Origin of the sequence: Leucobacter sp. PH1c (assembly GCF_000633415.1) — a bacterium.
Lineage (GTDB): Bacteria > Actinomycetota > Actinomycetes > Actinomycetales > Microbacteriaceae > Leucobacter.
Genome location: NZ_AYMV01000007.1, coordinates 80,147 through 104,253, shown reverse-complemented (window position 1 = coordinate 104,253; position 24,107 = coordinate 80,147). Strand labels below are relative to the sequence as shown.

The 24,107-nt window shown below is 72.1% G+C and carries 21 protein-coding genes; 19 read left to right on the top strand and 2 right to left on the bottom strand.

The features are described from left to right. The first annotated feature begins 33 nt into the window (after positions 1-33). The 8 genes from U874_RS0102250 to U874_RS0102215 all read left to right on the top strand — a co-directional run bounded on the left by U874_RS0102250 (position 34) and on the right by U874_RS0102215 (position 8,968). The gene (locus U874_RS0102250; RefSeq protein ID WP_025132924.1) at positions 34-1,077 is read left to right on the top strand and encodes an ABC transporter substrate-binding protein; all 1,044 of its coding nucleotides are present in this window, start codon (positions 34-36) and stop codon (positions 1,075-1,077) included. Then, complete coding sequence (locus tag U874_RS0102245) at positions 1,074-1,838, top strand: ABC transporter ATP-binding protein (RefSeq protein ID WP_025132923.1); 765 nt, start codon at positions 1,074-1,076, stop codon at positions 1,836-1,838. The genes U874_RS0102250 and U874_RS0102245 overlap by 4 nt, the downstream gene beginning before the upstream one ends. Next, positions 1,835-2,662: an ABC transporter permease gene (locus U874_RS0102240; protein ID WP_025132922.1), complete on the top strand. Its 828-nt coding sequence runs from the start codon at positions 1,835-1,837 to the stop codon at positions 2,660-2,662. The genes U874_RS0102245 and U874_RS0102240 overlap by 4 nt, the downstream gene beginning before the upstream one ends. After that, a complete protein-coding gene (locus U874_RS0102235; RefSeq protein ID WP_081809854.1) occupies positions 2,647-3,735 on the top strand; it encodes an Ldh family oxidoreductase in 1,089 nt (362 codons plus the stop codon). Before U874_RS0102240 ends, U874_RS0102235 begins: the two co-directional genes overlap by 16 nt. After that, positions 3,732-5,261 (top strand): acyl-CoA thioesterase/bile acid-CoA:amino acid N-acyltransferase family protein, encoded by a 1,530-nt coding sequence (locus U874_RS0102230; protein ID WP_025132920.1) that lies wholly within the window; start codon positions 3,732-3,734, stop codon positions 5,259-5,261. Before U874_RS0102235 ends, U874_RS0102230 begins: the two co-directional genes overlap by 4 nt. Beyond that, positions 5,261-6,145: a DUF1684 domain-containing protein gene (locus tag U874_RS0102225; RefSeq protein WP_025132919.1), complete on the top strand. Its 885-nt coding sequence runs from the start codon at positions 5,261-5,263 to the stop codon at positions 6,143-6,145. Before U874_RS0102230 ends, U874_RS0102225 begins: the two co-directional genes overlap by 1 nt. 286 nt (positions 6,146-6,431) lie before the next feature. Next, a complete protein-coding gene (locus U874_RS0102220) occupies positions 6,432-7,331 on the top strand; it encodes an ABC transporter ATP-binding protein (RefSeq protein WP_025132918.1) in 900 nt (299 codons plus the stop codon). After that, positions 7,328-8,968 (top strand): ABC transporter permease subunit, encoded by a 1,641-nt coding sequence (locus U874_RS0102215; protein ID WP_025132917.1) that lies wholly within the window; start codon positions 7,328-7,330, stop codon positions 8,966-8,968. The genes U874_RS0102220 and U874_RS0102215 overlap by 4 nt, the downstream gene beginning before the upstream one ends. Here the strand turns inward: U874_RS0102215 and U874_RS0102210 are convergent. Continuing rightward, positions 8,958-10,475 carry an AAA family ATPase gene (locus tag U874_RS0102210; protein WP_115651479.1) on the bottom strand — a complete coding sequence of 506 codons (1,518 nt, stop codon included), beginning with the start codon at positions 10,473-10,475 and terminating at the stop codon, positions 8,958-8,960. The genes U874_RS0102215 and U874_RS0102210 overlap by 11 nt on opposite strands. Positions 10,476-10,563: 88 nt before the next feature. On the opposite strand from U874_RS0102210, the gene U874_RS0102205 reads away from it, so the two are divergent. Together U874_RS0102205 and U874_RS0102200 are read left to right on the top strand one after the other, a co-directional pair. Continuing rightward, positions 10,564-12,468, top strand: coding sequence for a vWA domain-containing protein (locus tag U874_RS0102205; protein ID WP_025132915.1), 1,905 nt, complete (start codon positions 10,564-10,566; stop codon positions 12,466-12,468). A gap of 12 nt (positions 12,469-12,480) precedes the next feature. After that, positions 12,481-13,329 carry a hypothetical protein gene (locus tag U874_RS0102200; RefSeq protein WP_232755846.1) on the top strand — a complete coding sequence of 283 codons (849 nt, stop codon included), beginning with the start codon at positions 12,481-12,483 and terminating at the stop codon, positions 13,327-13,329. A 19-nt stretch (positions 13,330-13,348) separates the two neighbouring features. On the opposite strand, the gene U874_RS0102195 is transcribed toward U874_RS0102200, so the two are convergent. Next, on the bottom strand, positions 13,349-13,909 hold the full coding sequence (locus tag U874_RS0102195) for a thioesterase family protein (protein WP_232755845.1): 561 nt from the start codon (positions 13,907-13,909) through the stop codon (positions 13,349-13,351). 167 nt (positions 13,910-14,076) lie between these two features. Here U874_RS0102195 and efp point away from each other — a divergent pair, with 167 nt between their 5' ends. The 9 genes from efp (at position 14,077) to pyrF (ending at position 24,095) form a co-directional block, all read left to right on the top strand. Beyond that, the gene (gene efp / locus U874_RS0102190) at positions 14,077-14,640 is read left to right on the top strand and encodes an elongation factor P (protein ID WP_025132912.1); all 564 of its coding nucleotides are present in this window, start codon (positions 14,077-14,079) and stop codon (positions 14,638-14,640) included. 5 nt (positions 14,641-14,645) lie between these two features. After that, positions 14,646-15,062 (top strand): transcription antitermination factor NusB, encoded by a 417-nt coding sequence (gene nusB, locus U874_RS0102185; protein ID WP_025132911.1) that lies wholly within the window; start codon positions 14,646-14,648, stop codon positions 15,060-15,062. 122 nt (positions 15,063-15,184) lie between these two features. Beyond that, positions 15,185-15,760, top strand: a complete 576-nt coding sequence (gene pyrR / locus U874_RS0102180; RefSeq protein WP_025132910.1) for a bifunctional pyr operon transcriptional regulator/uracil phosphoribosyltransferase PyrR — start codon at positions 15,185-15,187, stop codon at positions 15,758-15,760. Next, on the top strand, positions 15,757-16,752 hold the full coding sequence (locus tag U874_RS0102175; protein WP_025132909.1) for an aspartate carbamoyltransferase catalytic subunit: 996 nt from the start codon (positions 15,757-15,759) through the stop codon (positions 16,750-16,752). The genes pyrR and U874_RS0102175 overlap by 4 nt, the downstream gene beginning before the upstream one ends. Beyond that, positions 16,749-18,155: a dihydroorotase gene (locus U874_RS0102170; protein WP_025132908.1), complete on the top strand. Its 1,407-nt coding sequence runs from the start codon at positions 16,749-16,751 to the stop codon at positions 18,153-18,155. The genes U874_RS0102175 and U874_RS0102170 overlap by 4 nt, the downstream gene beginning before the upstream one ends. Then, positions 18,152-18,715: a hypothetical protein gene (locus U874_RS0102165; RefSeq protein ID WP_025132907.1), complete on the top strand. Its 564-nt coding sequence runs from the start codon at positions 18,152-18,154 to the stop codon at positions 18,713-18,715. Before U874_RS0102170 ends, U874_RS0102165 begins: the two co-directional genes overlap by 4 nt. Next, the gene (gene carA, locus U874_RS0102160; protein WP_198525800.1) at positions 18,712-19,920 is read left to right on the top strand and encodes a glutamine-hydrolyzing carbamoyl-phosphate synthase small subunit; all 1,209 of its coding nucleotides are present in this window, start codon (positions 18,712-18,714) and stop codon (positions 19,918-19,920) included. Before U874_RS0102165 ends, carA begins: the two co-directional genes overlap by 4 nt. 6 nt (positions 19,921-19,926) lie before the next feature. Continuing rightward, entirely contained in the window at positions 19,927-23,244 is a 3,318-nt protein-coding gene (carB, locus tag U874_RS0102155) for a carbamoyl-phosphate synthase large subunit (RefSeq protein WP_025132905.1), read from the top strand. Continuing rightward, the gene (pyrF, locus tag U874_RS0102150) at positions 23,241-24,095 is read left to right on the top strand and encodes an orotidine-5'-phosphate decarboxylase (RefSeq protein WP_025132904.1); all 855 of its coding nucleotides are present in this window, start codon (positions 23,241-23,243) and stop codon (positions 24,093-24,095) included. The genes carB and pyrF overlap by 4 nt, the downstream gene beginning before the upstream one ends. Positions 24,096-24,107 lie beyond the last annotated feature (12 nt).

Genomic DNA, 24,107 nt, shown 5'->3' with positions numbered 1-24,107 from the left:
GGCCGCGTCGAGTCTCACCACTGGAGCCCAATCATGCGCCTTCGTCGCCGTTTCGCCGGGGGCGTCGCCCTCCTTGCCGCCGCCGCCCTGCTGACGGGGTGCGCCTCGAGCGCCGAGCCGAGCGGAACCGGCGATCCCGCTGACGCCCCGAAGATCACCTTCCTCTACTCCCCGTACGCGGACTACGCGCCGTTCTTCATCGCGGAGGAGAAGGGGTACTTCGAGGAGGCCGGCGTCGACGTCGAGCTCATCTCGAAGAGCGGGAGCTCGGGGGAGACCTACCAGCAGGTGAGCACGGGCGGCATCGTCGCCGGCGGCGCGACCTGGGGCGCCGGCCTCTTCAACGCGACCCAGGCGGGCGCGTCGATCTCCGTCATCGCGAGCGTCTCGCGCGTACCGGAGGAGGGCAAGAACCCGGCTCCGCTCATGGTCTCCGAGTCGTCCGGGATCACCGATGTCTCGGAGCTCCGCGGGAAGAAGATCGGCGTGCCCGGCACGGGCGGCTTCGGCATCTACTCGGTGTACCGGGCCCTCGACACCGCGGGTATCAGCCTCGACGACGTCGAGCTCGTGAACCTGTCTCCCGGCGACATTCCGCCCGCGCTCGCGAACGGCTCGATCGACGCGAGCTGGACCATCGAGCCCATCTCCTCGGCGATCTCGGCGCAGGGCCTCGGCCACGAGATCCTCGACGTGAGCTACCAGGCCGGGGTCGAACTGGGCGCGCTCGCCTTCAACAGCGAGTACGTCGAGAAGTACCCCGAGGCGGTCACCGCGTTCACCGCCGCCTACCTGCGCGCCGTGCAGGAGCTCGAGGACGGCGGCTGGAAGGATCCCGCTGACCAGGCGATCATCGCCGAGTACACGGATCTCCCCGTCTCGACGCTCACGGAGATCGGCCTCACCGTGCAGGACCCCGAGGGCGCGATCGACTGGGCCGACGTGGCCGAGCAGGAGCAGTTCTTCCGCGACCGGGACACCCTCGAGTTCTCCGGCGACTCCCGGATCAAGGACATCTTCCGCGCGGACATCCTCGCCGCGGCCGTGAAGCAGGCGCAGGAGGCTGCCGCCAAGTGACCGGCATCTCGATCCAGAACCTCTGGAAGGCGTTCCCCAACGCCGAATCGCGCGATGACGTGCTCGTCGCGGTCCAGGACGTGTCCCTCGAAGTGGGCGAGCGCGAGTTCGTGTGCGTGCTCGGCCCCTCGGGCTGCGGCAAGAGCACGCTGCTGCGCGTGGCGGCGGGCCTCGAACAGGCGAGCCTCGGCAGCGTCTCGACGCAGAGCCGGCCCTCCGTCGTCTTCCAGGAGCACGGGATCTTCCCCTGGCTCACGATCGCGCAAAACGTCGCGTACCCGCTGAAACTCCGCGGCGTGCCCCGCGCGGAGCGCCGCGCGCGCGTCGCGGAGCTGCTCGAGCTCGTCGGCCTCGCGGATTTCGCGAGCTACTACCCGGCTCAGATCTCGGGCGGGATGCGGCAGCGCACCTCGGTGGCGCGCGCCCTGGCCGACGACGGCGACGTGCTCCTCATGGACGAGCCGTTCGGCGCGCTCGACGAGCAGACCCGCGTCGCCCTCCAGCAGGAGCTGCTGCGGATCTGGGAGCAGACCTCGAAGTCCGTGCTGTTCATCACGCACTCGGTCGACGAAGCGCTCACGCTCGCCGACCGCGTCGTCGTGATGTCCCACCGGCCCGGCCGGATCATCGAGGAGATCGAGATCCCGTTCGGACGTCCCCGCGACATCAAGGAACTGCGCCGCGATCCCCGCTACGGCGAGATCACGGTCAAGCTGTGGGACCTGCTCGAGCAGCGCCCCGAGGAGGAGTCGGCCGCATGAGCGATCGGACCGCGCCGGCGATCCCGGCAGAGATCGAGCAGGAGCTCCGCAGCGCCGTCGCCGCGGAACGCGGATCCCCCTGGATCCGCCGCATCGGCCCCTATACGCCGCTCATGCTGCTCCTCGTGTGGGAGCTGCTCAGCCGCGTCGGCGTGCTCGACGCGCGCTTCTTCCCCGCGCCGAGCTCGATCGTCTCGACGTTCGTCACGATGCTCCTCGACGGCGTCCTCCTCGAGCACACCGCCATGACGCTCTCCCGCATTGCGATCGGCTTCGTCATGGGAGCCGTACCCGGGGTGCTCCTCGGCGTGCTCCTCGGCTCCGTGCGCCCGCTCCGGCAACTGCTCGAGCCCATCTTCGCGAGCCTGCTCCCGATCCCCAAGGTCGCGATCTTCCCGCTGTTGCTCCTCATCTTCGGTCTCGGCGAGACGAGCAAGTACGTGATCGTCGCGATCGGTGTCTTCTTCTACCTGTTCTTCAACACCATGAGCGGAGTGATGCAGACCCCGACCCTCTTCACGGACGTCGCGAAGGCGAACGGGGCGAGCCGCGTGCAGCGCTGGTTCACCGTGTCCTTCCCGTACGCCCTGCCATCGATCTTCACCGGCATGAAGCTCGCCACCGGCGGCGCGTTCGTGATCATCGCGGCCTCGGAGTTCGTGGGCTCGCAGAGCGGCCTCGGCTACCTCATCTGGAGCTCCTGGTCGACCTTCGCGGTCTCGAAGATGTACGTCGGCATCGTGACGATCTCGGTGCTCGGCTACGCCGCGACGGCGCTCGAGGGGCTCCTCGAACGCCGGCTCGTGCCGTGGGTGAAGTACTAGTGGGTGCCCGCGACGACGCGGAGGTCCGGGAGGTCATCGCCGCGGCGGAGCTCCGGCACCTGCTCGGCACGGTGCTCGGCGCGCACGTCGGCCGAAGCGCTCTGGCCGCGCAGGCCACCGCGGACGACGCCGCGCGCGCGGCCCGCTGGCTCACGGAGGCCGAGCAGCTCGGGCTCCCGGGTTTCGGCGTCGGCATGCTGCTGAAGGATCTCAGCCGGATCGGTGCTGCGGACGCGAACGCTGCGCCCGACTCCGCGCCGGACCCCGAGACCGTCCCCGGGCCGATCTCCGCCGTAGACGCCCTGGGCCTCCCCGGCCCGCTCGCTCTCGCCTGCGCCGTGCGCCGCGCCGAGGCCGGGATCCGTGCGCACGGCATCGGGCTGATCGGGATCCGCCGGGTCGGCGCCCTCGGGGTGCTCGGGCTCGCGGCCCGCGACCTTGCCCGGACCGGCGCGGTTGCGCTACTCGGCGCGCAGGCGCCGGCGATCGTCGCGCCGTGGGGCAGCACGCGTCCCGCGATCGGCACGAACCCGCTCGCGATCGCGGCGCCCCGGAAGGACGCCGCCCCGCTCGTCGCGGACTTCGCGACCTCGCCGCTCACGCTCGCCGCGCTCCGTGAGCGGGCGGCCGCGGGGGAGCAGCTCCCCGCGGGCCTCGCGGTCGACGCTGCGGGCGCGCCCACCGTCGATCCGGCCAGTGTGGCCGCGATCCTGCCCGAGAGCCTCGTCGGATCCCTGGGCGGTCTGCTCGTCGAACTGCTCGCCGGCGTGGCCGTCGGCGGCCGGGAGACCGGGGCTGCGGCTTCGGGACGCGGGGCGTTCGTGCTCGCATTCGATCCGGCACGCGCAGGCGGTGCCAGGGCGGCCGAAGACACCGCGCGACTCGCCGCGGACTGGCGCGCCGCTGGCGGGCACCTCCCGTCGCGCTTCGATGCGCTCGGCGATTCCGATGAAACCGGCGACACCGGCGGTGACGCAGCGCCCGGCACGGTCCCCGCGACGGTGTCGCTTCCCGCCGCGCACCTCGCGACCCTCCGGGACCTCGCTCGAGCGCACGGGGAGGCCACGCGATGAGCGGCGGCGCGAAGAGCGGTGACACGGTGCGCGGTGACACGGTGCGCGGCGGCGCACGCAGCGCGGGATCCAGCGCCCTCGCGCTTCAGGTGACGCCCGAGCGCGGGCTGCTCTCCGAGCGTCGCACCATCCGGATCAGCGGCGCCGTGCCGGGATCACTCGTCGCACTGCGCGCCGAGACGCTCCGCGGAGAGGAACTCTGGGCGGCCGACGCCACCGTGCTCGTCGGCGCCGACGGCTCCGCCGATCTCGACGCGGAGGCCCCCGTCTCGGGCGACTACCGCGTGGCCGACGCCATGGGCCTCTTCTGGGCGCAGGCGCGCGACACCGCACGCGGCGGCAGCTCGGAGCCGCAGGATGTGACGGCGCCCCTCGTGACGCGCATCACCGCCCGGCACGTGCCCGGCACCGGGTACCTCGACGCGCCGGAGGGCGCCTTCGCGGACGGCTCGGATCCCGAGCCCGCGCAGGCAACGATCGAGCAGCAGTTGCTCGCCCCGGGCGTCACGCGCAGCGAGCTGCGGGAGGCGGGGCTCGTCGGCACGCTCTTCCGGCCCGCAGGATCCGGCCCCTTCCCGACGATCATCGTGATGAACGGCTCCGGCGGCGGCATCAACGAGGCGCGCGCCGCACTCTACGCAGCCGAGGGCATCCAGGCACTCGCACTCGGCTACTTCCGCGCGCCCGGCCTGCCGCACTTCATCTCGCGCACACCGCTCGAGTACTTCGAGCGCGCCCTGGCGTACGCGCGCGACGAGCTCGACCCGCTCGGGGGCGCCCCGCTCGTGAGCGGCCAGTCGCGCGGGGGCGAGCTCACGCTGCTGCTCGCGGCCCGATACCCGGAGCTCGTCCTCGGCGCCGTCGCGTTCGTCCCCGGCGCGTTCGTCTTCGGCGCGCAGGGCGCCGCGGATCCCGCCGAGGGCTGGGACGGCCCGACCTGGACCGCGGGCGGCGAGCCGCTCGAGCACCTGTGGCACGACAACGCCGGGGTGCACTGGCAGCCGTGGGGCGGCGAGGCGCCGCCGAACCGGCACGCCGACATCTACGTCGACGGGCTCCGCGACCGTGAGCTCGCGCGCGCCAGCCGGATCCCGATCGAGCGCTTCGCCGGCCCCGTGCTCTGCGTCTCCGGGCTCGACGATCGGGCCTGGCCGTCGAGCTACGCCTCCCGGCTGGTGCTCGACACGCTCGCGCGGCACGGACACTCCGCGGAGCGCACCCACCTCGACTACGCCGAAGCGGGGCACGGGATCACGATCCCGCACCTCCCGAGCACCGAGATCGCCCGGACGCATCCCGTGTCCGGCGTCGCCTACTCGAACGGCGGCACGCCGCTCGGCAATGCCCGCGCGAGCGCCGACTCTTTCGCCGAGGTGTGCGCCTTCGTGCACCGTGCCGCGCGAGCTGCCGCGCGAGCTGCCGAGGGCGCTGCGGCGAGCGCTGCGGCGCCGCGAGCTACTCCGGCGACGAAGATTTCGGGGCCGCTGCCGACCTCATCGACGAACGACAACACGAAGGAGAACTGATGCCCACCACCGAGCATCTTGCCGGCCAGTGGCGCGAGTGGCGCCACACCCGCGTCGCGGAGCTGACCCGCCCCTACGGCTGGACCGCGCTCGTGGCCCAATTCTGGCTGCACGAGGGCGCATCGGGCGTCGTGCTCGACGGCCTGCCGGGCACGTGGGCGGTCACCGACGGGCGCGTCATCTTCACGCCGCCGGCCGAGGGACCGAACCTGTCCGTCGACGGCGAGTACCCCGCCGGCCCCGTCGAGATCCCGACGGGCCGCAATCAGACCTACGGCCACGGGAACAGCGTGCCCGTCTACTTCGGTGACCGCGAGGTCGAGACCGTGCCCCGCACGAACGACGCGGGCGACCGCATCCTCGGAATCCGGGTGCGGGATCCGCACGTCTCCGTCTCGGCCGAGGAGATCGGCCTCACGGCGTTCGACTACGATCCCGCCTGGCGCATCCCCGCCGTGTTCACGCCGAGCGCGCGCAACGACATTGAGGCCGTGACGGTCGAGACGGGCGTCCGCGAGACCACCACGCAGATCGGCACGCTCGCGTTCTCGGTCGGCGGCGCCGACTACGAGGTCGTGCTCATCGGTAAGGACTCCGCGCACGGCGTGCAGCCGGTGGCTCACATCCGCGACCGGACGAGCGGACCCGTGAGCTACGGCGCCGGCCGCGTGGTGGAGCTGCAGTTCTCCGAGGACGGCGAGGGCCGGATCGACGCGATCGACTTCAACTATGCCCACGCGCTGCCGTGCGCCGTGACGAACTTCGTCACGTGCCCGCTGCCGCCCCGCCAGAACCACCTCGACTTCGAGGTGCTCGCGGGCGAGAAGAAGCCGGCGAACGACGTGGCGCGCGTGCTCACGTACGAGACCCCCGCGGCGGGCTAGCGCCGGACTGAACGCGCCGCCGGCACCCTCTAGACCGCGCGGCCGCCGAACCCTCATTTCCCTCGGAGAAATCCGATATCTCGGAAGAATCTCCCCGTGAGCCTCCGAGATTTCGGATTTCTCCGAGGGTTGTGGTGTCGCAGCCGCGCACCCCCGCGCACCCGCACCCCGCGAACCGCCGATTGCGCATTCGTGCGGGCGGATTTACTCTCAGAGCACGGAGCGCGTCGTCGCCTCCAGCGCGAGCACGAGCACGACGCCGATCGAGTTTCAGGCGGGAGCTCTCATGCATGCGATTCACACCGATCGGCTCACGAAGCGCTACGGCACGTTCACCGCGCTCTCCGAGCTGAGTCTCGACGTCCATCCGGGGGAGGTGTTCGGCTTCCTCGGGCCGAACGGCTCGGGCAAGTCGACCACGATCCGCACCCTGCTCGGGGAGCTGCACCCCAGCTCGGGATCGGCGAGCGTGCTTGGCAGCGCCCCGCGCGAGGTGTCCCACCGCGAGCGGCTCGGCTATCTGCCCGCGGATCTCGCGCTCTGGCCAGCCATGACGGGCCGCGACACCCTCCGTTTCCTTGCGCGCCTACGCCGCGGCTCCGAGCGGCACCGCGTGCGCTGGGACGACGTCACCGCGCTCGCGGAGCGGCTCGACGCCGACCTCGACAAGCGGGTGGGCGAGCTCTCGACGGGCAACCGCCAGAAGATCGGCCTCATCTCCGCGTTTATGCACCGGCCGGAGCTCATCATTCTCGACGAGCCGAACGCCGGTCTCGACCCGCTCGTGCAGCACGAGTTCTGGGCGATGATGCGCGAGGTCGCCGACGACGGCCGCACCGTGTTCCTGTCGAGCCACACGCTGGCCGAGGTCGAGCGCGTCGCCGACCGCGTGGGCATCATCCGGCACGGCGAGCTCGTCACCGTGGAGGAGGTCTCCGCGCTTCGGAGCCGCCAGATGCGCCGCATCGAGATCGACGTCGAGGGCGCGCTCACCCCGCACGATCTCGCGGGCGTCGCGGGGGTGCACGAGCTGATCGTCCACCCGGACCGCATCGAACTGAACTTCGCGGGGGACATGGCCGCGCTCCTCGCCGCCGTCACCGCGCGCGTGCGCCTCCGTGACATCCATATGCAGGAGGCCGAGCTCGAGGACGTGTTCCTCACCTACTACCAGGACCGATCATGATCGCGGCGCTCGTGGGGCGGGGCCTCGCCGCGGGCTGGCGCGGGCTCGCGATCGCCGCCGCGGCCGTCGCCGCGATGCTCGCGCTCGGCCTCGGCGTGTACTCGCGGATCGACCTCGGCATCTACGCGACGCTCCCGGAGGCGGTACGTGCGCTGATCGGGATCCCGCCGCACGCGGCTCCCGCGATGCTCGCGTACAGCGAGATGCTCGCGTCGGTGGGCGCACTCGCCTTCGTCGGCGTCGCGATCGCGATCGGTGCGCAGGCGGTCGCGGGCGAGGAGCAGGATCGCACCCTGGCGCTGCTCCTCGCGGCCCCCGTCTCGCGGTTGCGCTACCTGGGGGCCCGGGCGCTCGCGCTCGTGCTGCTCCTGTGCGCGGGCGGGGCACTGCTCTGGGCGGTCGCCGAGCTCGCGCCGCGGCTCATGGGGGTGGCGATTGGTGAGGCGCGCGTGTCGGCCCTCATCGTGCACCTCACAGCGACCGCCCTCTTCCACGCGGCACTCGCGCTCGCCCTGGGCGCCGCGACCGGGCGGAAGTCGCTCGCCGCGGGGGTGACCACCGCCGTCATGGTGCTCGGCTGGCTGGCTTCGAGCCTGCTTCCGCTCTGGCGCACCGGCGCGGCCGACTGGGTGCCCTGGTACTGGGGCAACGGCTCCACGCCACTCGTGAATGGCATCGATGGGGCGCACCTCGCGCTGCTCCTCGGCGGCGCACTGCTCCTCCTGGTGCTCGGCGCGCTCGCGTTCCGCACCCGCGAGCTCCGGCTCGCGCACGGTTCAGGCGGGGTGATCGCCCGAATTCGCGCGGTGCCGATGCTCGCTCGCGTCTTCGCCCCGACGGGGCGTGGCTCATCGCCGTTCGCGCTCCGGCTCGCCTCGCAGCAGGTGCTGCTCGGCTACGTGACGGTCATCGTGCTCCTGCTCGGGCTCGTGCTGCCGCTCGTGTACCGCCCGCTCAGCTCCGCGATCGGCGGGCTCGCCGCGTCGTTCCCGGCGGCGATCGCGGCGCTCTTCGGCGGCGGCGACCTCACGACGCCCGCGGGCTTCCTCCACCTCGAGACCTTCGGGATGATGGCCCCGGCCGCAGTGATCGTGGTCGGCGTCGCGGCCGCGTCGGCCGGCATCGCGGGAGAGGAGCGGCAGCGCCGCATGTCCCTGCTGCTCGCGCACCCGCTCTCCCGCGTCCGCGTCTACGGGACGGTCGCCGCGGTCGTCGGGGTCTCGGTCGCCATCGTCGGGCTCGCCCTGTTCGGGGGGAGCTGGATCGGGATCGCGATCGCGGGCCTCGATATCCCGGTCCCGCACCTCGCCGCAGCCTGCGCCCTGCTCGTGCTCCTGGGGTGGTGGTTCGGGGCGCTGGCGCTGCTCTGCTCGGCGGCGTCCGGACGCACGAGCACCGCCGTGTGGCTGCCGACGGGGATCGCGCTCGCAAGCTACTTCGGCACCACGCTGCTCATGGCCTCAGGCAGTGCCGGCACCGCGTGGTGGTCGCCGTTCCACGCCTATCTCGACGGGCCGCCGCTCGCCACGGGCGCGAGCGGGTGGGGGCCGTTCGCCTGGCTCGGGATCGGGATCGCGGTGCTCGCGGCCGCCGGAGTGCCGCTCTTCGCCCGCCGGGACCTGCGGATCAGCGAGTAGCCCCGCGCGGCCCCTCGGAGTCGCGCGGCCCGCGGCCGCGCGCGGACTCGTGCCCGGCGACCGCGCCCAGGCTGAACCCCTGGCCCTCGAGGATGAGCGCGAGGACGCGCCGATCCTCGCGGTGCATCACGCCCTCGACGAAGCGGGTGAGGGCGCTCTCGAGGGTCACCGATCCGGCGCTCGCGGTCACCTTCTGCACCATCGCGACGAGCGTGCGCGGCGCGAGGACGGATTCCTCGAGGCCCGGGCGCCCGTCGATCTCCCGCTCCGTGCTCACGTAGTCGCCGAAGCCACCCGTCACCGCGCCCGAGAACACCTGCTGGCTGATGAACGCGGCGCGGGCCACGCGCACGAGCTCCTCCGCGCGCCACTCGCTCGGCAGCACGCCGTCGGCATCGACCGCGGCGGCGGCCGCGAGCAGCCCGTTCTCCACGGGGAAGTCCTCGAAGCGCACTCCGGTATCCGGGTAGTGCACGCGATAGCTGTTCGCGCCGAAGCGGTTCACGAGCTCGGAACTCAATCGGTCGACGCCGCGGTACCGGTGCGGGGTCTGCTCGTTGGCGGTGGCGAGGATCGCGAAGCCCGGTGCGATGCGCACCTCGCGGCCGGCGTCCTCCTGCACGCGGAGGGTGTCGCCCGGGCGGAGCTGCAGGATCCGGTTGAGGCGCTTCAGGAACTCCGCGGGCATCGCGTTGACCTCGTCAAGGATCACCGCGCGCCCCTCCTGCATGGCGCGCAGGAGCGGCCCCGGCGTGAACACGCTCACGGTGGCACCGCCCTCGGCCCGGAGCTCGTGCGTGCCGATCACCTGCGCCGAGGAGATGTCGCCGTAGCCCGAGACAAGCTCGGGCTCCGCGCCCGTCGTGGTGCGCGCGAGGTGCTCGGCGAGGGCGGTCTTCGCGCCGCCGGTCTCGCCGAGGAGCAGCACGGGATCGCCGCGGAGCAGCGCGGGGACAGCCTCCGCGATGATGCCCCGCATCTGGCCGGTGAGCAGCAGGCCGGCGCGGAGCTGTGCGCGGGCCTCGCGGAGCCGCAGCGTGCCGAGGGCTTCGAGCACACCGTCGCGCTCCGCGGGCGTCGCGATCCCTGCGAGCGGGCCCGCGGCGTCGTCCGTCGTTCCCGTCGTCGTCCGGTCGTCCGCTTCGGCGCGGAGGGCGATGATCCGCGTGCGCTCGCGCGCCGTGAGGCTGCGGCGCTGCGCGATCGCCCGCTGCACGATCTCGTCGGCGGCATCGCCGGCCGCTCGGGCCGCGAGCTCGGCGCTCCGCGCGTGCACCGCAGTGCGGAGCGCCGCTGCACGCGCCGTGAGGGCGGCATCGATCGCGGCGCGGTGCGCGGGATCGTCTGCGAGTGCGGTGAGGGCGGCGCTCAGCCGCTCGCGATCGGCCCGGTGTTCCGCCGCGCGCTCGGGATCACCCTCGGCGATGATCGCTCGGCGCACGCGCCGCAGCTCAGCCTGGATTTCGCGTGCTTCGGCGAGCACCGCGGAGGGGTCGAACGTGTCCATGCTCGTCACGCTATCACCCGGCGGAGCCCGCTTCGTGCGCGGGCCGACGGCGACGCTCGCGTCCCGCCGGTGCGGCTAGGGTGAGTGCATGGCGAGTGAGGCGGGTGCGGAGCTGCGGGCGCGCCTCGCCGCGGCGGGGGCGGTGCTCGGCGTTCCCGTCGAGACCGATGACGGGAACGAGTGGGCGATCGAGGACGGCGCGCTCCGTGTGGGGCTCGGCTGGTACGCGCTGCGCGGGCACCCGGCAGCGGAAGCGGTCGCGCTCGCGCTGCTCCACCTCTGGGAGGGTCCGCGCGCGGCGCGCCTCGCCCCGGCGCGTGCGCGGCGCAGGGACTCGGTCGTCGCTTCCCGCCCCGAGCTCGCACCGCTCTTCGACGTCGTGATCCGGGTGCAGTCCGCCCGTGAGCTGCTGCAGGCCATGCCGGGTCTCCGGGGACCCCTCGGAGCCGCGCTCGCTCGGAGCCTCCCCAGCGATCTCGCTCCGCTGCCGCGGCATCTCCAGTGGGTCACGATCCTGCTCACACGCGGGATGGGACTGCCGGATCCGCGAGGCGAGGCCGATCCGCTCGTCGTCGCGGAGCTCGCGGCCGTCCTCGCGGCGGGGGAACCCGCGGGAACGCCCACGGGCGCCGCTCTGCGGCGGGTGCTCGCACCCGACTCCTCTCGCCCGGCGCTGCAGCGCGCCGAGCGCGCGCTCGTGCTGCTGCTCCCGCCGTACGAGCGGCTGCTCGCTGCCGATCTCCGCGCCCGTGGCCTCGACGCCTCAGGCGACGGCCTGGGGAGCGGCGAGCAGGCCGAGCCGGGGATCGACGGGATGGAGGGCGCGCCGGCCGCGGGCGACGACGCGGCCCCCGGCGCCGAGGCGGACCTCAGCGAGGGCACCGCAGACGCGTCGGCCGAGGAGCAGGAGCGCGCGCGGGCGGGCGAGGGGCAGGAACGCGCTGAGGGCGCCGACCTCTTCGCGGCCGAGCAGGCGGGCTTCGTCGAGCGCATGCTCGAGACGCCGCTGCCCGGCGCCGGTGCGTTCTGGGAGGCGGCGCTCGCTGCGGAACTCGAAGCCGGTCGGGATGACGACGCGGGGGCGCGCGAACCGAGCGAGGCCGCGGGCGGCGGAGGCCTCTCCGGGGCTACGGCGCTCGTCGAGTACCGAGCGCGGGCGGCGGAGCTCGCTCCCGCCGTGGACCGCATGCGCGAGGTGTGGGCCAGCGTCATCGCGGAGCGGCTGGACCGTCGCCCGGCGCTCAGCCGACGGCCGCGCCCCGAGGGGGAGGAGCTCGCCGGCGAGGCGCTTCCCGCGGCGCTCGCTCAGGCCCGCGCGGGCATCGCACGGCCCGACGCGTACCGGAGTCGCGTGCTCGCACCCCGGCGTGCGGAGCGCGCGGGAAGCACCGATTACGTCTTCGTCGTCGACCGCTCCGCCTCGATGCAGGGCCGGATCGCGGCCGCCGCGTCCGATGCGATGATCGTGCTGCTCGAATCGCTCGCCGCCGTCGAGCGCGACATCGACTTCGCCGAGCGCAGCGCAGGGACCACGCTGGAACTCGACGTGCGCACCGCCCTCATCGTGTTCGACGCTGAGGCGCACATCGTGAAGCCGCTCTCGCGCGGGCTGAGCGACGCCGTGCGCCGCGAGCTCGATGCCGCGATCCGGAGCCCGCAGGGGTCGACGAACGACGGTGCCGCCCTCGCCACCGCGGGCGCGGCGCTCGGGATCGGCGCCCCGGCTGCGCACGACGACGGGGGAGTCGCGCGCACACGCATGGTGTTCCTCATCAGCGACGGCGGTTCGAACGACCCCGTGGCCGCGGCCCGCGAGCTGCGCGCCCTGCGCCAGTCGGGCGTGCGTGTGATCGGCTGCGGGATCGGCACGGACGACCTCAGGCAGCGCTTCGCCCCGGACGGCCTCCGCATCGACGATCCCGCGCAGCTCGCGACGACGCTCAGCGAGCTCATCGCCGCCGAGGTCGCGCCGGGTGCGCGCGTACGTCGGTAGTAGCCTGGGAGCATGATGACGCAGCCGGGACGCGAGGAGCAGCTTCGACTGGTGCGGGCACTCTTTCCGAGTCTCGCGGGCCAGATCGACGCGGCAGCGGCGCCCGCCGACGCCGGAGCCGCGTTCGATTCCTGGCTCGACCGGCAGGCGGGCGCGCTCCTCGCGGGAGCGGCCTTCGCAACGCTCGAGGATCCCGCGCTCGCGGAGCGCTTCGACTCGGCGTTCGCACGTGCTCGGGCCGCTGCGGCGCTGCTCGAGGTCGAGCTTCCCGAGCCCGAGGCCTTCGCGGCGGCGGGCGCCGACCTCGGACACCTGGGCGGGCTCCTGCGCGGCCGCGAGGACCTCGTCCCGGTGCCCGCGCCGTACGGGTTGGGAAGTGAGCGCTGGCGTGCCGCCTTCGCCCGCGCGGCGGCGGCCCATCCGGAGGTGCTGACCCCCGAGGCGGGTGACTCTCCGCTCGTGCTCGCCGCGGACGCGGAGCGCGGCTTCGCGGCACTCGACCGGATCCCGGAGACGGCCGGCGCGCTCCCCGTTGTGGGACAGCGCGCGGGCGTCGGCACCGTGCTGCGCTGGACGCTCCGGCTCGTGCCGGGAGCCTCGGCGCCGAGCACGCTCGGGCTCGGCTTCGCGCACGGCCCGCACGTGTCGCTCCCCGAACTCCTCATGCTGCAGCTGATGCGGATCGCCGCGGGGGAGCCGCCCGTCGACTCGGGCACCTTCACCTGGCTCGCGGGACCCCTCGCCGACGGGAAGCTCGCGGCGCGGCACGTCTACGACGCCGGTGAGCGCGTGATTCGCATCACGTGCCGGGAGATCGGGAACCAGGGCCCCCACCTGGGAGCCCGCGTCCCCGCGGCCTAGCGCCCCGAGCCGCGGACGCCTACTCCCACTCGCTCGGCGCGGTGTCGCGCGTCGAGGGGAGTCGCGTGGTGCGGCCCCAATCGAGCACCTCGTCCGGGACGACGAGCTCCTCCGGGCGTGCGCCGCTCTTCTCGATGATCTCGGTGACCGGCACGACGCCGCCGCTGCGCCGGAGGATGCGCCCTCGCACGAAGGCGCGCGCGTACACCTCCGGTCGGCGCGCGGCGTCCGGCCGCACGAAGCGCTGCTCGATGTAGACGGCCTGCTCGTCGAAGCCGAGGATCCGCGACTCGATCCAGAACCGCTTCCACGGGTTCAGCGACTTCCGGTAGGAGATCGTCTGGCCCACGACGACGGGGTACCAGCCCTCGCGCTCGAAGAGCTCGCCGATCCCGTTGCGCTGGAGCAGGTCGTAGCGGGCGACGTCCATGATCGAGAGGTACTTGCCGTTGTTCATGTGCCGCAGGATGTCGAGATCGGTCGGCCACACGCGGAAGCGGGAGCGCCCCACGTCGCTGAAGCCGAGCCGCGATCCCCGCCCGCCCACGAAGAACCGGTGCCAGAGAGTTCGGAAGAGCATGTGCATGCCCGTCAGCCTACGCTCGGACCCGCGCTTTTGGCGGTCCGCGCACGTGCGGCGGCGCGCGGACACGCCCCGTTCGGCTCCGCGTTCCGTGCCGGGAACGCGGTGTACACTGGTCCGGCGCGGTCGCGCGCACGAACCTCGAAAGAACCCGGAGAACCTGTATGGCTACCTCGAACGACATCAAGAACGGCACCGTCATCAAGGAGAACGGTCAGCTCTGGAGCGTGGTCGAGTTCCAGCACGTGAAGCCGGGCAAGGGCGGCGCCTTCGTGCGCACCAAGCAGAAGAACGTCGTCTCGGGCAAGATCATCGACAAGACCTACAACGCGGGCGCGAAGATCGAGACCGCGAACGTCGATCGTCGTGACTTCCAGTACCTGTACCAGGACGGCGCCGACTTCGTCTTCATGGACCAGACCGACTACGACCAGCTGACGGTTTCGGCCGTCGTCGTGGGCGACGCCTCGAAGTACATGCTCGAGAGCCAGCAGGTGCAGATCGGCCTCCACGACGGCGAGCCCCTCTACCTCGAGATGCCGGCCTCGGTCGTGCTCGAGGTCACCTACACCGAGCCCGGCCTGCAGGGCGACCGCTCGACCGGCGGCACCAAGCCCGCCACGGTCGAGACCGGCGCGGAGATCCAGGTTCCGCTCTTCCTGGAGTCCGGCACGAAGGTCAAGGTCGACACCCGCACGGGTGAGTACCTCGGCCGCGTGAACGACTAGTCTCCGTGTCGGCACGGACGAAGGCGCGCAAGCGCGCGCTTGACATGCTCTATCAGGCGGACGTGCGCGGGGAGTCGGTCCTCGCCATCGTCGCCGCCGAGGCGAAGCGGGCGGCGGGGGAACCCGACCGGGCCGCCTCCTGGCTCTACGCGCGGGAGATCGTCGACGGGGTCACCGACCACCGCGACGAGATCGACGAGCTCATCATGAGCTACGCGCAGGGCTGGACCCTCGAGCGGATGCCCAACGTGGACCGGGCGCTGCTGCGCCTCGCCGCGTGGGAGATCCTCTTCAACGACGAGGTTCCCACGGCCGTCGCGATCGACGAGGCCGTGGAGCTCGCGAAGGAGTACTCGACGGACGACTCCGGTCGCTTCGTGAACGGGGTGCTGGGACGCATCGCGGACCACGCCCGGGCCTAGGCCCCGTGCGGGCGCGCCTCGATCGGCGCGTCCGCACGAACCGCGGATCTGATCCGCTATGATCGAACGCATCAGCTTTTCTTTAACTGCCGTCCTGTGAGGCGGAGAAGGGGGGCTCGAATATGGGTACGCGTGTTGTGCTGGAAAGTGCAGAAATCTCGCGGGCGCTGACTCGAATCTCGCACGAAATCATCGAGGCGAACAAGGGCGTTGACGGCCTTGTCCTGGTGGGCATCCCCACGCGCGGCACTTTCCTCGCCGCCCGGATCGCCGACACCATCTCGCGGATCGAGGGCCAGCGGGTCCCCGTCGCCAGTCTCGACGTCACCATGTACCGGGACGACCTGGCGCAGAATCCGACGCGCACCCCGCACCCCACCGACATGCCGGTCTCCGGCGTCGACGGTGCGACCGTAGTGCTCGTCGACGACGTGCTCTACTCCGGGCGCACGGTGCGCGCCGCGCTCGACGCGCTGAACGATCACGGGCGCCCGAAGGCGGTCCGTCTTGCCGCGCTCATCGACCGCGGGCATCGCGAGCTGCCCATCCGCGCCGACTACATCGGCAAGAACCTGCCGAGCGCGAAGCACGAGCGCATCTCGGTGCGGCTCACGGAGCACGACGGCGTCGACGAGGTCACCATCTCCTCGGGCGAGCCCGGAGCGGACAGCGCGAACGGCTCGGAGGTCGCAGAGTGAGGCACCTGCTCGACACGAAGACGCTGACGCGCGACGAGGCGATCCTGATCCTCGATACCGCCGAGGACATGGCCGCGACGCAGCAGCGCGAGGTCAAGAAGCTCCCGACGCTGCGCGGCAAGACCGTGGTGAACCTCTTCTTCGAGGACTCCACGCGCACGCGCATCTCCTTCGAGGCCGCCGCGAAGCGCCTCTCCGCCGACGTCATCAACTTCAGCGCGAAGGGCTCCTCGGTCTCGAAGGGCGAGTCGCTGAAGGACACGGCCCAGACGCTCCAGGCGATCGGTGCGGACGGCGTGGTGATCCGCCACCCGGCTTCGGGCGCACCGGCTCGGCTCGCGTCGAGCGGCTGGATCGACGCCGGAGTGCTCAACGCGGGCGACGGCACCCACGAGCACCCCACCCAGGCGCTCCTCGACGCGTTCACCATGCGACGCAGGCTCTACGGTGAGCACAGCCGCGGCCGCGACCTCGATGGCGTCTCCGTGGTCATCGTCGGCGACATCGCGCACTCCCGCGTGGCCCGATCGAACCTGTGGCTGCTGAACGTGCTCGGCGCGCGCGTGAGCTTCGTGGCACCGGAGACGCTGCTGCCCTACGGCACGCGCACCTGGCCCGTGACGATTCACCACTCGCTCGACGCCGCGCTCCGCATCGAGCAGCCCGACGTCGTGATGCTGCTCCGGATCCAGAGCGAGCGCATGCACGCGGCGTTCTTCCCCAACGAGCGCGAATACGCGCGCAACTGGGGGCTCGACGATGCCCGCCTCGCCCGACTCACCGAGCGGGCGATCGTGATGCACCCCGGCCCCATGAACCGGGGCCTCGAAATCTCGTCGCGCGCGGCCGACTCGCCGCGCTCGACCGTCCTTGAGCAGGTCGCGAACGGCGTGTCCGTTCGCATGGCCGCGCTCTACCTGCTGCTGTCCGGGGAGCGGGGCACCGAGCCCGCGCCCGAGACCGCCGAACCCCGTGGAGGAGAGACCGCATGACCACGAATCCCGGAATCCTGATCCGCGGGGCACGCCTCGCGACCGAGCTCACGGAGCGCGGCGGGGACGTGGCTGCCGCGACTCCGATCGACCTCCGCATCGCCGACGGCCGCATCGTCGAGCGCGGCACGGGGCTCGCCGCGACCGAGGGGGAGCGCGTCATCGAGGCGGACGGGCTCGTCGCTCTGACGGGCCTCGTCGACCTCCACACGCACCTCCGCGAGCCCGGCTTCGAGCAGTCCGAGACCGTGCTCACGGGCACGCGCGCCGCAGCGGCCGGCGGCTTCACGAGCGTCTTCGCGATGGCGAACACGCTGCCGGTGCAGGACACGGCCGGCGTGGTCGAGCAGGTGCAGGCGCTCGGCGACGCCGCGGGCTACGCGACCGTGCGTCCGATCGGCGCAGTGACCGAAGATCTCGCGGGCGAGAAGCTCAGCGAGATCGGCGCGATGGCCCAGTCCCGCGCGCAGGTGCGCGTGTTCTCTGACGACGGCAAGTGCGTGCACGATCCGCTCCTCATGCGCCGCGCGCTCGAGTACGTGCAGACCTTCGGCGGCGTCATCGCGCAGCACGCGCAGGATCCGCGTCTCACGGAGGGCGCGCAGATGAACGAGGGCGCGTTGTCGAGCGAGCTCGGCCTGAAGGGCTGGCCCGCCGTCGCCGAGGAGTCGATCATCGCGCGCGACGTACTGCTCGCCGAGCACACCGGTTCCCGGCTGCATATCTGCCACCTCTCGACGGCAGGCTCCGTCGAGGTCGTCCGCTGGGCCAAGGCCCGGGGCGTGCAGGTGACCGCCGAGGTTACCCCGCACCACCTCATCCTCACCGAGGAACTCGTGCGCAGCTACGATGCGCGCTACAAGGTGAACCCGCCGCTCCGCCGCGAGGCCGATGTGCAGGCGCTCCGCCGCGCGGTCGCCGAGGGCGTCATCGACATCATCGCGACCGACCACGCCCCGCACCCGGTCGAAGCGAAGGAGTGCGAGTGGGATGCCGCGGCCTTCGGCATGGTCGGTCTCGAGTCGGCCCTCCCGATCGCACTGCTCACCCTCATCCGGGAGGGACACGTGAGCTGGGCCGAGCTGGAGCAGCTGCTCTCGCAGCGCCCCGCGCAGATCGGCGGACTCGCCGACCACCCGGAGGAGCTCGTCCCCGGGGCGGCGGCCGACCTCGTCCTCGTCGACCCGGCGGGAACGAGCACGTTCGACCTCGCCCGCCTGCAGGGCATGAGCGAGAACTCGCCCTACCTCGGCATGGAGCTGCCTGGCCGCATCGTGCACACGATCCGCCGCGGCTTCGCGACAGTGAGCGAGGGCGAGCTCGTCGCACCGGCCACGGTGGCCGCCGCGGCCCAGGCCGCCGGCGCCGTGCAGGGCGCCGCCACCGAGGAGGTCGCACGATGAGCCGCACCACGTTCATCATCCTGATGTCCTCGATCGCGGTGCTCGCGTTCGTCGGCATGTGGATCGCTTGGCGCGGCCGCGCCAAGCGCGACGCGGCCGCGGCCGGCTCGGCGCCCGCCGCCCCCGTGCTCGCGGGCGAGGCGCTCGCGAGCTTCGCGCGCGCGAGCTACGTGTCCACCACGCCCGAGGGAGCGCCGCTCGAGCGCGTCGCGATCCCGGGCCTCCGCTACAAGGGCTACGCCGACGTCACCGTTCAGCGCGACGGCGTCACGATCGCCGTGACCGGCGAGGCCCCCGTGACGATCCCGGCCGCGCAGGTGCGCGGCACGGACGTCGCCGGCGGCCGCATCGGCAAGGCCGTCGAACCCGGCGGGCTCTCCATCCTGCGCTGGTCGCTCCCCGCCCCCGGCGGCGAGCCCCGCGCGCTCGAATCGAGCTTCCGGCTCGCCGACCCCGCAGAGCAGGGCCGGTTCGCCGCGGCGATCGCCCAGCTCGTCTCGTCCGCCGACGCGGACACTCAGACCAATTCCACTCACCCCACGATCCAGGAGGAAGCGTGACCACGAACACGACCGAAGTAACGGCGCCGCCGGCCGCCGCGGTGCCCGAGGGCGCTGCGGTGCTCGTTCTGGAAGACGGCACCCGATACACCGGCCGCGCCTACGGCGCAACGGGTCGCACCCTCGGCGAGGTCGTCTTCTCGACCGGCATGACGGGCTACCAGGAGACGCTCACCGACCCGTCCTACGCGGGTCAGATCGTGCTCATGACCGCCCCGCACATCGGCAACACCGGTGCGAACGACGACGACATGGAATCGCGCAAGATCTGGGTCTCCGGTTTTGTCGTGCGCGATCCCGCACGCCGCGTCTCGAACTTCCGCGCCGAGCGCTCGCTCGATGAGGACCTCGCCGCCGACGGCGTCGTGGGCATCTCGGGGATCGACACCCGCGCCGTGACCCGCCGGATCCGCTCGGCCGGTGCGATGCGCGCCGGCGTCTTCTCGGGCGCAGACCTTGCGCTCTCCGACGAGGCGCAGCTGGAGCTCGTGCGCGAGCAGGCCGGAATGGCCGGCAAGAACCTCTCGCAGGAGGTCACCACCCCCGAGCGCTACGACGTCCCCGCCGCGTCCGACACGGAGCGCGTGGGCTCGATCGCGGTGCTCGACCTCGGCATCAAGCGCGCCACCGTGCGCTACCTCTCGGAGCACGGCTTCGACGTGATCGTGCTGCCCGCGTCCACCACGCTGGCCGAGATCCGCGCGATCGCCCCCGACGCGCTCTTTTACTCGAACGGCCCCGGCGACCCCGCAGCGAGCAACGCGCAGGTCGAACTGCTCCAGGAGCTCCTCCGCGACGGCATCCCGTACTTCGGCATCTGCTTCGGCAACCAGCTGCTCGGCCGCGCGCTCGGCTTCGACACCTACAAGCTGCCGTTCGGGCACCGCGGGATCAACCAGCCGGTGCTCGACAAGCGCACGGGCCGCGTGGAGATCACCGCGCAGAACCACGGCTTCGCCGTCGACGCGCCCCTCGAGGGCGAGACCCCGTCGCCCGCCGGCTTCGGCCGCGTCCAGGTCAGCCACGTGAGCCTGAACGACCAGGTCGTCGAGGGGCTCGAGTGCCTCGACATCCCCGCGTTCTCCGTGCAGTACCACCCTGAGGCGGCCGCAGGCCCGCACGACGCCTTCTACCTCTTCGACCGCTTCCGCGCTCTGGTCCAGGACCGCGCCGCAGCCGCCGACACGACCACCCAGGGAGCCTAAACAGCCATGCCCAAGCGTTCAGACATCAACTCCGTCCTCGTCATCGGCTCCGGCCCGATCGTCATCGGCCAGGCCTGCGAGTTCGACTACTCCGGGACCCAGGCGTGCCGCGTGCTCCGCGAGGAGGGCGTCCGCGTCATCCTCGTGAACTCGAACCCCGCCACGATCATGACGGACCCCGACTTCGCCGATGCGACCTACGTCGAGCCGATCACGGCCGCGGTGATCGAGACGATCATCCAGAAGGAGAAGCCCGACGCGATCCTCCCGACGCTCGGTGGCCAGACCGCCCTCAACGCGGCCATGGAGCTGCACGAGCAGGGGATCCTCGAGAAGTACGGCGTCGAGCTCATCGGCGCGAAGGTCGACGCCATCCAGAAGGGCGAGGATCGCCAGCTCTTCAAGGACATCGCGATCGCCGCCGGCGCGGGTGTCGCGAAGTCGTACGTCGCGCACACCCTGGAGGACGCGAAGGCGTACGCCCAGGACCTCGGGTACCCGCTCGTCGTGCGCCCGTCCTTCACCATGGGCGGCCTCGGCTCCGGCTTCGCGTACACCGAGGAGGAGCTCGTCCGCATCGTGACGGACGGCCTGCACTACAGCCCGACCACCGAGGTGCTCCTCGAGGAGTCCATCCTCGGCTGGAAGGAGTACGAGCTCGAGCTCATGCGCGACACCAAGGACAACGCGGTCGTCGTGTGCTCCATCGAGAACGTCGACGCTGTCGGCGTACACACGGGCGACTCGATCACCGTCGCTCCCGCGCTGACCCTCACCGACCGCGAGTTCCAGAACCTCCGCGACATCTCGATCGACATCATCCGTCGCGTCGGCGTCGACACCGGCGGCTGCAACATCCAGTTCGCGATCGACCCGAAGGACGGCCGCGTCGTCGTCATCGAGATGAACCCGCGCGTCTCGCGCTCCTCGGCGCTCGCCTCGAAGGCGACTGGCTTCCCGATCGCGAAGATCGCCGCGAAGCTCGCGATCGGCTACACGCTCGACGAGATCCCGAACGACATCACGCAGAAGACCCCGGCCTCGTTCGAGCCCGCGATCGACTACATCGTCGTGAAGACCCCGCGCTTCGCGTTCGAGAAGTTCCCGGCCGCCGACGACACGCTCACCACCACCATGAAGTCGGTGGGCGAGGCGATGGCGATCGGGCGCAACTTCACGACCGCGCTGCAGAAGTCGCTCCGCTCGCTCGAGAAGCGCGGCACCTCCTTCCACTGGGACGCTGTCGATCCCGCCGAGGCGCCGGCCATCGTCTCCGATCTCCTCACGAGCATCGCACGCCCCACCGACGGTCGCATCGTCGACGTGCAGCAGGCGCTCCGCCTCGGCGCGACGATCGAGCAGGTGTTCGAAGCGACGGCGATCGACCCCTGGTTCCTCGACCAGATCGTGCTCATCAACGAGGTCGCCGAGCGCGTGAAGCACGCTGCACAGCTCACCCTCGAGGTGCTCCGCGAGGCGAAGGACCACGGCTTCTCGGACGCCCAGATCGCGGCGATCCGCGGCCTGTCGGAGTCGGAGATCCGCGGCCTGCGCCACGGGCTCGGACTGCGCCCCGTCTTCAAGACCGTCGACACCTGCGCGGGCGAGTTCCCCGCACTGACGCCCTACCACTACTCGTCGTACGACCTGGAGACCGAGGTCGTCCCGTCCGAGCGCAAGAAGGTCGTCATCCTGGGCTCCGGCCCGAACCGCATCGGTCAGGGCGTCGAGTTCGACTACTCGTGCGTGCACGCGTCGTTCGCCCTCTCCGAGGCCGGCTACGAGACGATCATGATCAACTGCAACCCCGAGACGGTCTCGACCGACTACGACACCTCGGACCGCCTGTACTTCGAGCCGCTCACGCTCGAAGACGTGCTCGAGGTGATCCACGCGGAGCAGGCAGCAGGCGATCTGCTCGGCGTCGTCGTCCAGCTCGGCGGGCAGACCGCTCTCGGCCTCGCGCAGCCGCTCAAGGACGCGGGGATCCCGATCCTCGGCACCACGCCCGAGGCGATCGACCTCGCGGAGGAGCGCGGCGCGTTCGCTGGCATCCTGGAGCGCGCGGGCCTCGTCGCCCCCCGCAACGGCACGGCGATCGATGAGGAGGGCGCCATCCGCATCGCGGAGGAGATCGGCTACCCCGTCCTCGTCCGCCCCTCCTTCGTGCTCGGCGGCCGCGGCATGGAGATCGTGTACGACACCGAGTCGCTCCACGGCTACTTCGCGCGCATCGAGGGCCACGCCCTCGTCGGCCCCGGCCACCCGCTGCTCGTGGACCGCTTCCTCGACGACGCGATCGAGATCGACGTCGACGCGCTCTACGACGGCGAGCAGCTGTACGTCGGCGGCGTGATGGAGCACATCGAGGAAGCCGGGGTGCACTCCGGCGACTCGAGCTGCACCCTCCCGCCCGTCACGCTCGGCCACGATCAGATCGCGCAGGTGCGCGAGGCCACCCTCGGCATCGCCGCGGGCCTCGGCGTGCGCGGCCTGCTCAACGTGCAGTTCGCGATCGGCCAGGGCGTGCTCTACGTGCTCGAGGCGAACCCGCGCGCAAGCCGTACGGTGCCCTTCGTCTCCAAGGCCCTCGGCATTCCGCTCGCGAAGGCGGCGTCCCGCGTCATGGCCGGCGAGTCGATCGCCGAGCTCATCGCCGCAGGGCTGCTCCCGGAGCGGGACGGCTCCCGCGCACCCATCGACTCGCCCATCGCGGTGAAGGAGGCGGTGCTCCCGTTCAAGCGCTTCCGCACCCACGAGGGGCTCGTCGTCGACTCGCTGCTCGGACCTGAGATGCGCTCGACCGGCGAGGTCATGGGCATGGACCGCGACTTCCCGACGGCGTTCGCGAAGAGCCAGTCCGCCGCGGGCAGCGAGCTCCCCGTCTCGGGCACGGTCTTCCTCTCGGTGGCCGACCGCGACAAGCGCTCGATCGTGCTCCCCGCGCTCCGCATGCAGGAGCTCGGGTACCGGATCCTCGCGACGCCGGGCACCCAGGTCGTGCTCGCGCGCAACGGGATCACCTCGGAGGTCGTGCGCAAGCACCACGCGCAGGCGGAAGGCGACACGATCGTCGACCTCATCAACCGCGGCGAGGTGGACATGATCGTCAACACGCCCTCGGGCAGCTCGGCGCGCGCCGACGGCTACGAGATCCGCGCCGCGGCCGTCGCCGCGGACAAGCCGATCTTCACCACCGTGTCGGAGCTCTCGGCCGCCGTGGGCGCCGTCTCCGCGCAGAAGCTCGGCTTCGACGTGAAGTCGCTGCAGGAGTACGAGGCGGACCGCGTGGCGGCTCGCGCCGCGGAGGCCGCAGCACGATGAGCTCCGTGACGTTCGGCACCCGGCTCGCGTCCGAGCTCGCCGCGAAGCGGCACCTGTGCGTGGGGATCGATCCCCACGCGCCGCTGCTCGCCGACTGGGGGCTCGCCGACGACGCGGCCGGGGCCGAGCGGATGGGCCGCGACGTCGTCGCGGCCGCCGCTGGCGTCGCGGCCTGCGTGAAGCCGCAGGTGGCGTTCTTCGAGCGCTTCGGCTCCGCGGGCTTCGCGGCGCTCGAGCGCGTGCTCGCCGATGCTCGCGCCGCGGGGCTCCTCGTGATCGCTGACGTCAAGCGCGGCGACATCGGATCGAGCTTCGCGGCTTACGCCGACGCCTGGCTCCGGCCCGGTTCCCCGCTCGAAGCCGACGCGATGACGGTCGCCGCCTACCAGGGCTTCGGCAGCCTCGCGGGGGCCTTCCCGTACGTGCGCGAGCACGGCAAGGGGCTCTTCGTGCTCGCCGCCACCTCGAACCCTGAGGCGCGCGACGTGCAGCAGGCGCAGCGGGCCGACGGGCGCACCGTCGCCCGGGCGATGCTCGACGACGCGCTCGCGATCGAGGGCGTCGCCGACGATCACGTGAACTCGGTCGGCGTGGTGCTCGGCGCCACGCTCGAGCTCTCCGAGTTCGGCATCGACCGGGACGCGCCACCCGCGCGCCCCGCGCTTCCCGTCCTGGCTCCCGGCTTCGGGTTCCAGGGCGCCCGCGTGGAGGACGCGGGAAAGATCTTCGGCGGCCTCGGCTGGGCCCTGCTCGCGAGCGAGTCTCGCAGCGTGCTCGCCGGGGGAGCCGAGGGGCTCGGCGCGCGCGTGCGCGACCGGGCCGACGCCGTCGCATCCGCGCTGACGGTGTGACACGCTGGGGGG

What these genes read in the sequence shown, in the direction of transcription:
- U874_RS0102165 (WP_025132907.1), top strand. Translation starts at nt 18,152, where the DNA reads ATGAGCCGCACCACGTTCATCATCCTGATGTCCTCGATCGCGGTGCTC.
- U874_RS0102250 (WP_025132924.1), top strand. Translation starts at nt 34, where the DNA reads ATGCGCCTTCGTCGCCGTTTCGCCGGGGGCGTCGCCCTCCTTGCCGCC.
- efp (WP_025132912.1), top strand. Translation starts at nt 14,077, where the DNA reads ATGGCTACCTCGAACGACATCAAGAACGGCACCGTCATCAAGGAGAAC.
- U874_RS0102170 (WP_025132908.1), top strand. Translation starts at nt 16,749, where the DNA reads ATGACCACGAATCCCGGAATCCTGATCCGCGGGGCACGCCTCGCGACC.
- pyrF (WP_025132904.1), top strand. Translation starts at nt 23,241, where the DNA reads ATGAGCTCCGTGACGTTCGGCACCCGGCTCGCGTCCGAGCTCGCCGCG.
- U874_RS0102240 (WP_025132922.1), top strand. Translation starts at nt 1,835, where the DNA reads ATGAGCGATCGGACCGCGCCGGCGATCCCGGCAGAGATCGAGCAGGAG.
- U874_RS0102225 (WP_025132919.1), top strand. Translation starts at nt 5,261, where the DNA reads ATGCCCACCACCGAGCATCTTGCCGGCCAGTGGCGCGAGTGGCGCCAC.
- U874_RS0102200 (WP_232755846.1), top strand. Translation starts at nt 12,481, where the DNA reads ATGATGACGCAGCCGGGACGCGAGGAGCAGCTTCGACTGGTGCGGGCA.
- U874_RS0102215 (WP_025132917.1), top strand. Translation starts at nt 7,328, where the DNA reads ATGATCGCGGCGCTCGTGGGGCGGGGCCTCGCCGCGGGCTGGCGCGGG.
- U874_RS0102220 (WP_025132918.1), top strand. Translation starts at nt 6,432, where the DNA reads ATGCATGCGATTCACACCGATCGGCTCACGAAGCGCTACGGCACGTTC.
- U874_RS0102210 (WP_115651479.1), bottom strand. Translation starts at nt 10,475, where the DNA reads ATGGACACGTTCGACCCCTCCGCGGTGCTCGCCGAAGCACGCGAAATC.
- U874_RS0102205 (WP_025132915.1), top strand. Translation starts at nt 10,564, where the DNA reads ATGGCGAGTGAGGCGGGTGCGGAGCTGCGGGCGCGCCTCGCCGCGGCG.
- pyrR (WP_025132910.1), top strand. Translation starts at nt 15,185, where the DNA reads ATGGGTACGCGTGTTGTGCTGGAAAGTGCAGAAATCTCGCGGGCGCTG.
- carB (WP_025132905.1), top strand. Translation starts at nt 19,927, where the DNA reads ATGCCCAAGCGTTCAGACATCAACTCCGTCCTCGTCATCGGCTCCGGC.
- U874_RS0102230 (WP_025132920.1), top strand. Translation starts at nt 3,732, where the DNA reads ATGAGCGGCGGCGCGAAGAGCGGTGACACGGTGCGCGGTGACACGGTG.
- U874_RS0102195 (WP_232755845.1), bottom strand. Translation starts at nt 13,909, where the DNA reads ATGCTCTTCCGAACTCTCTGGCACCGGTTCTTCGTGGGCGGGCGGGGA.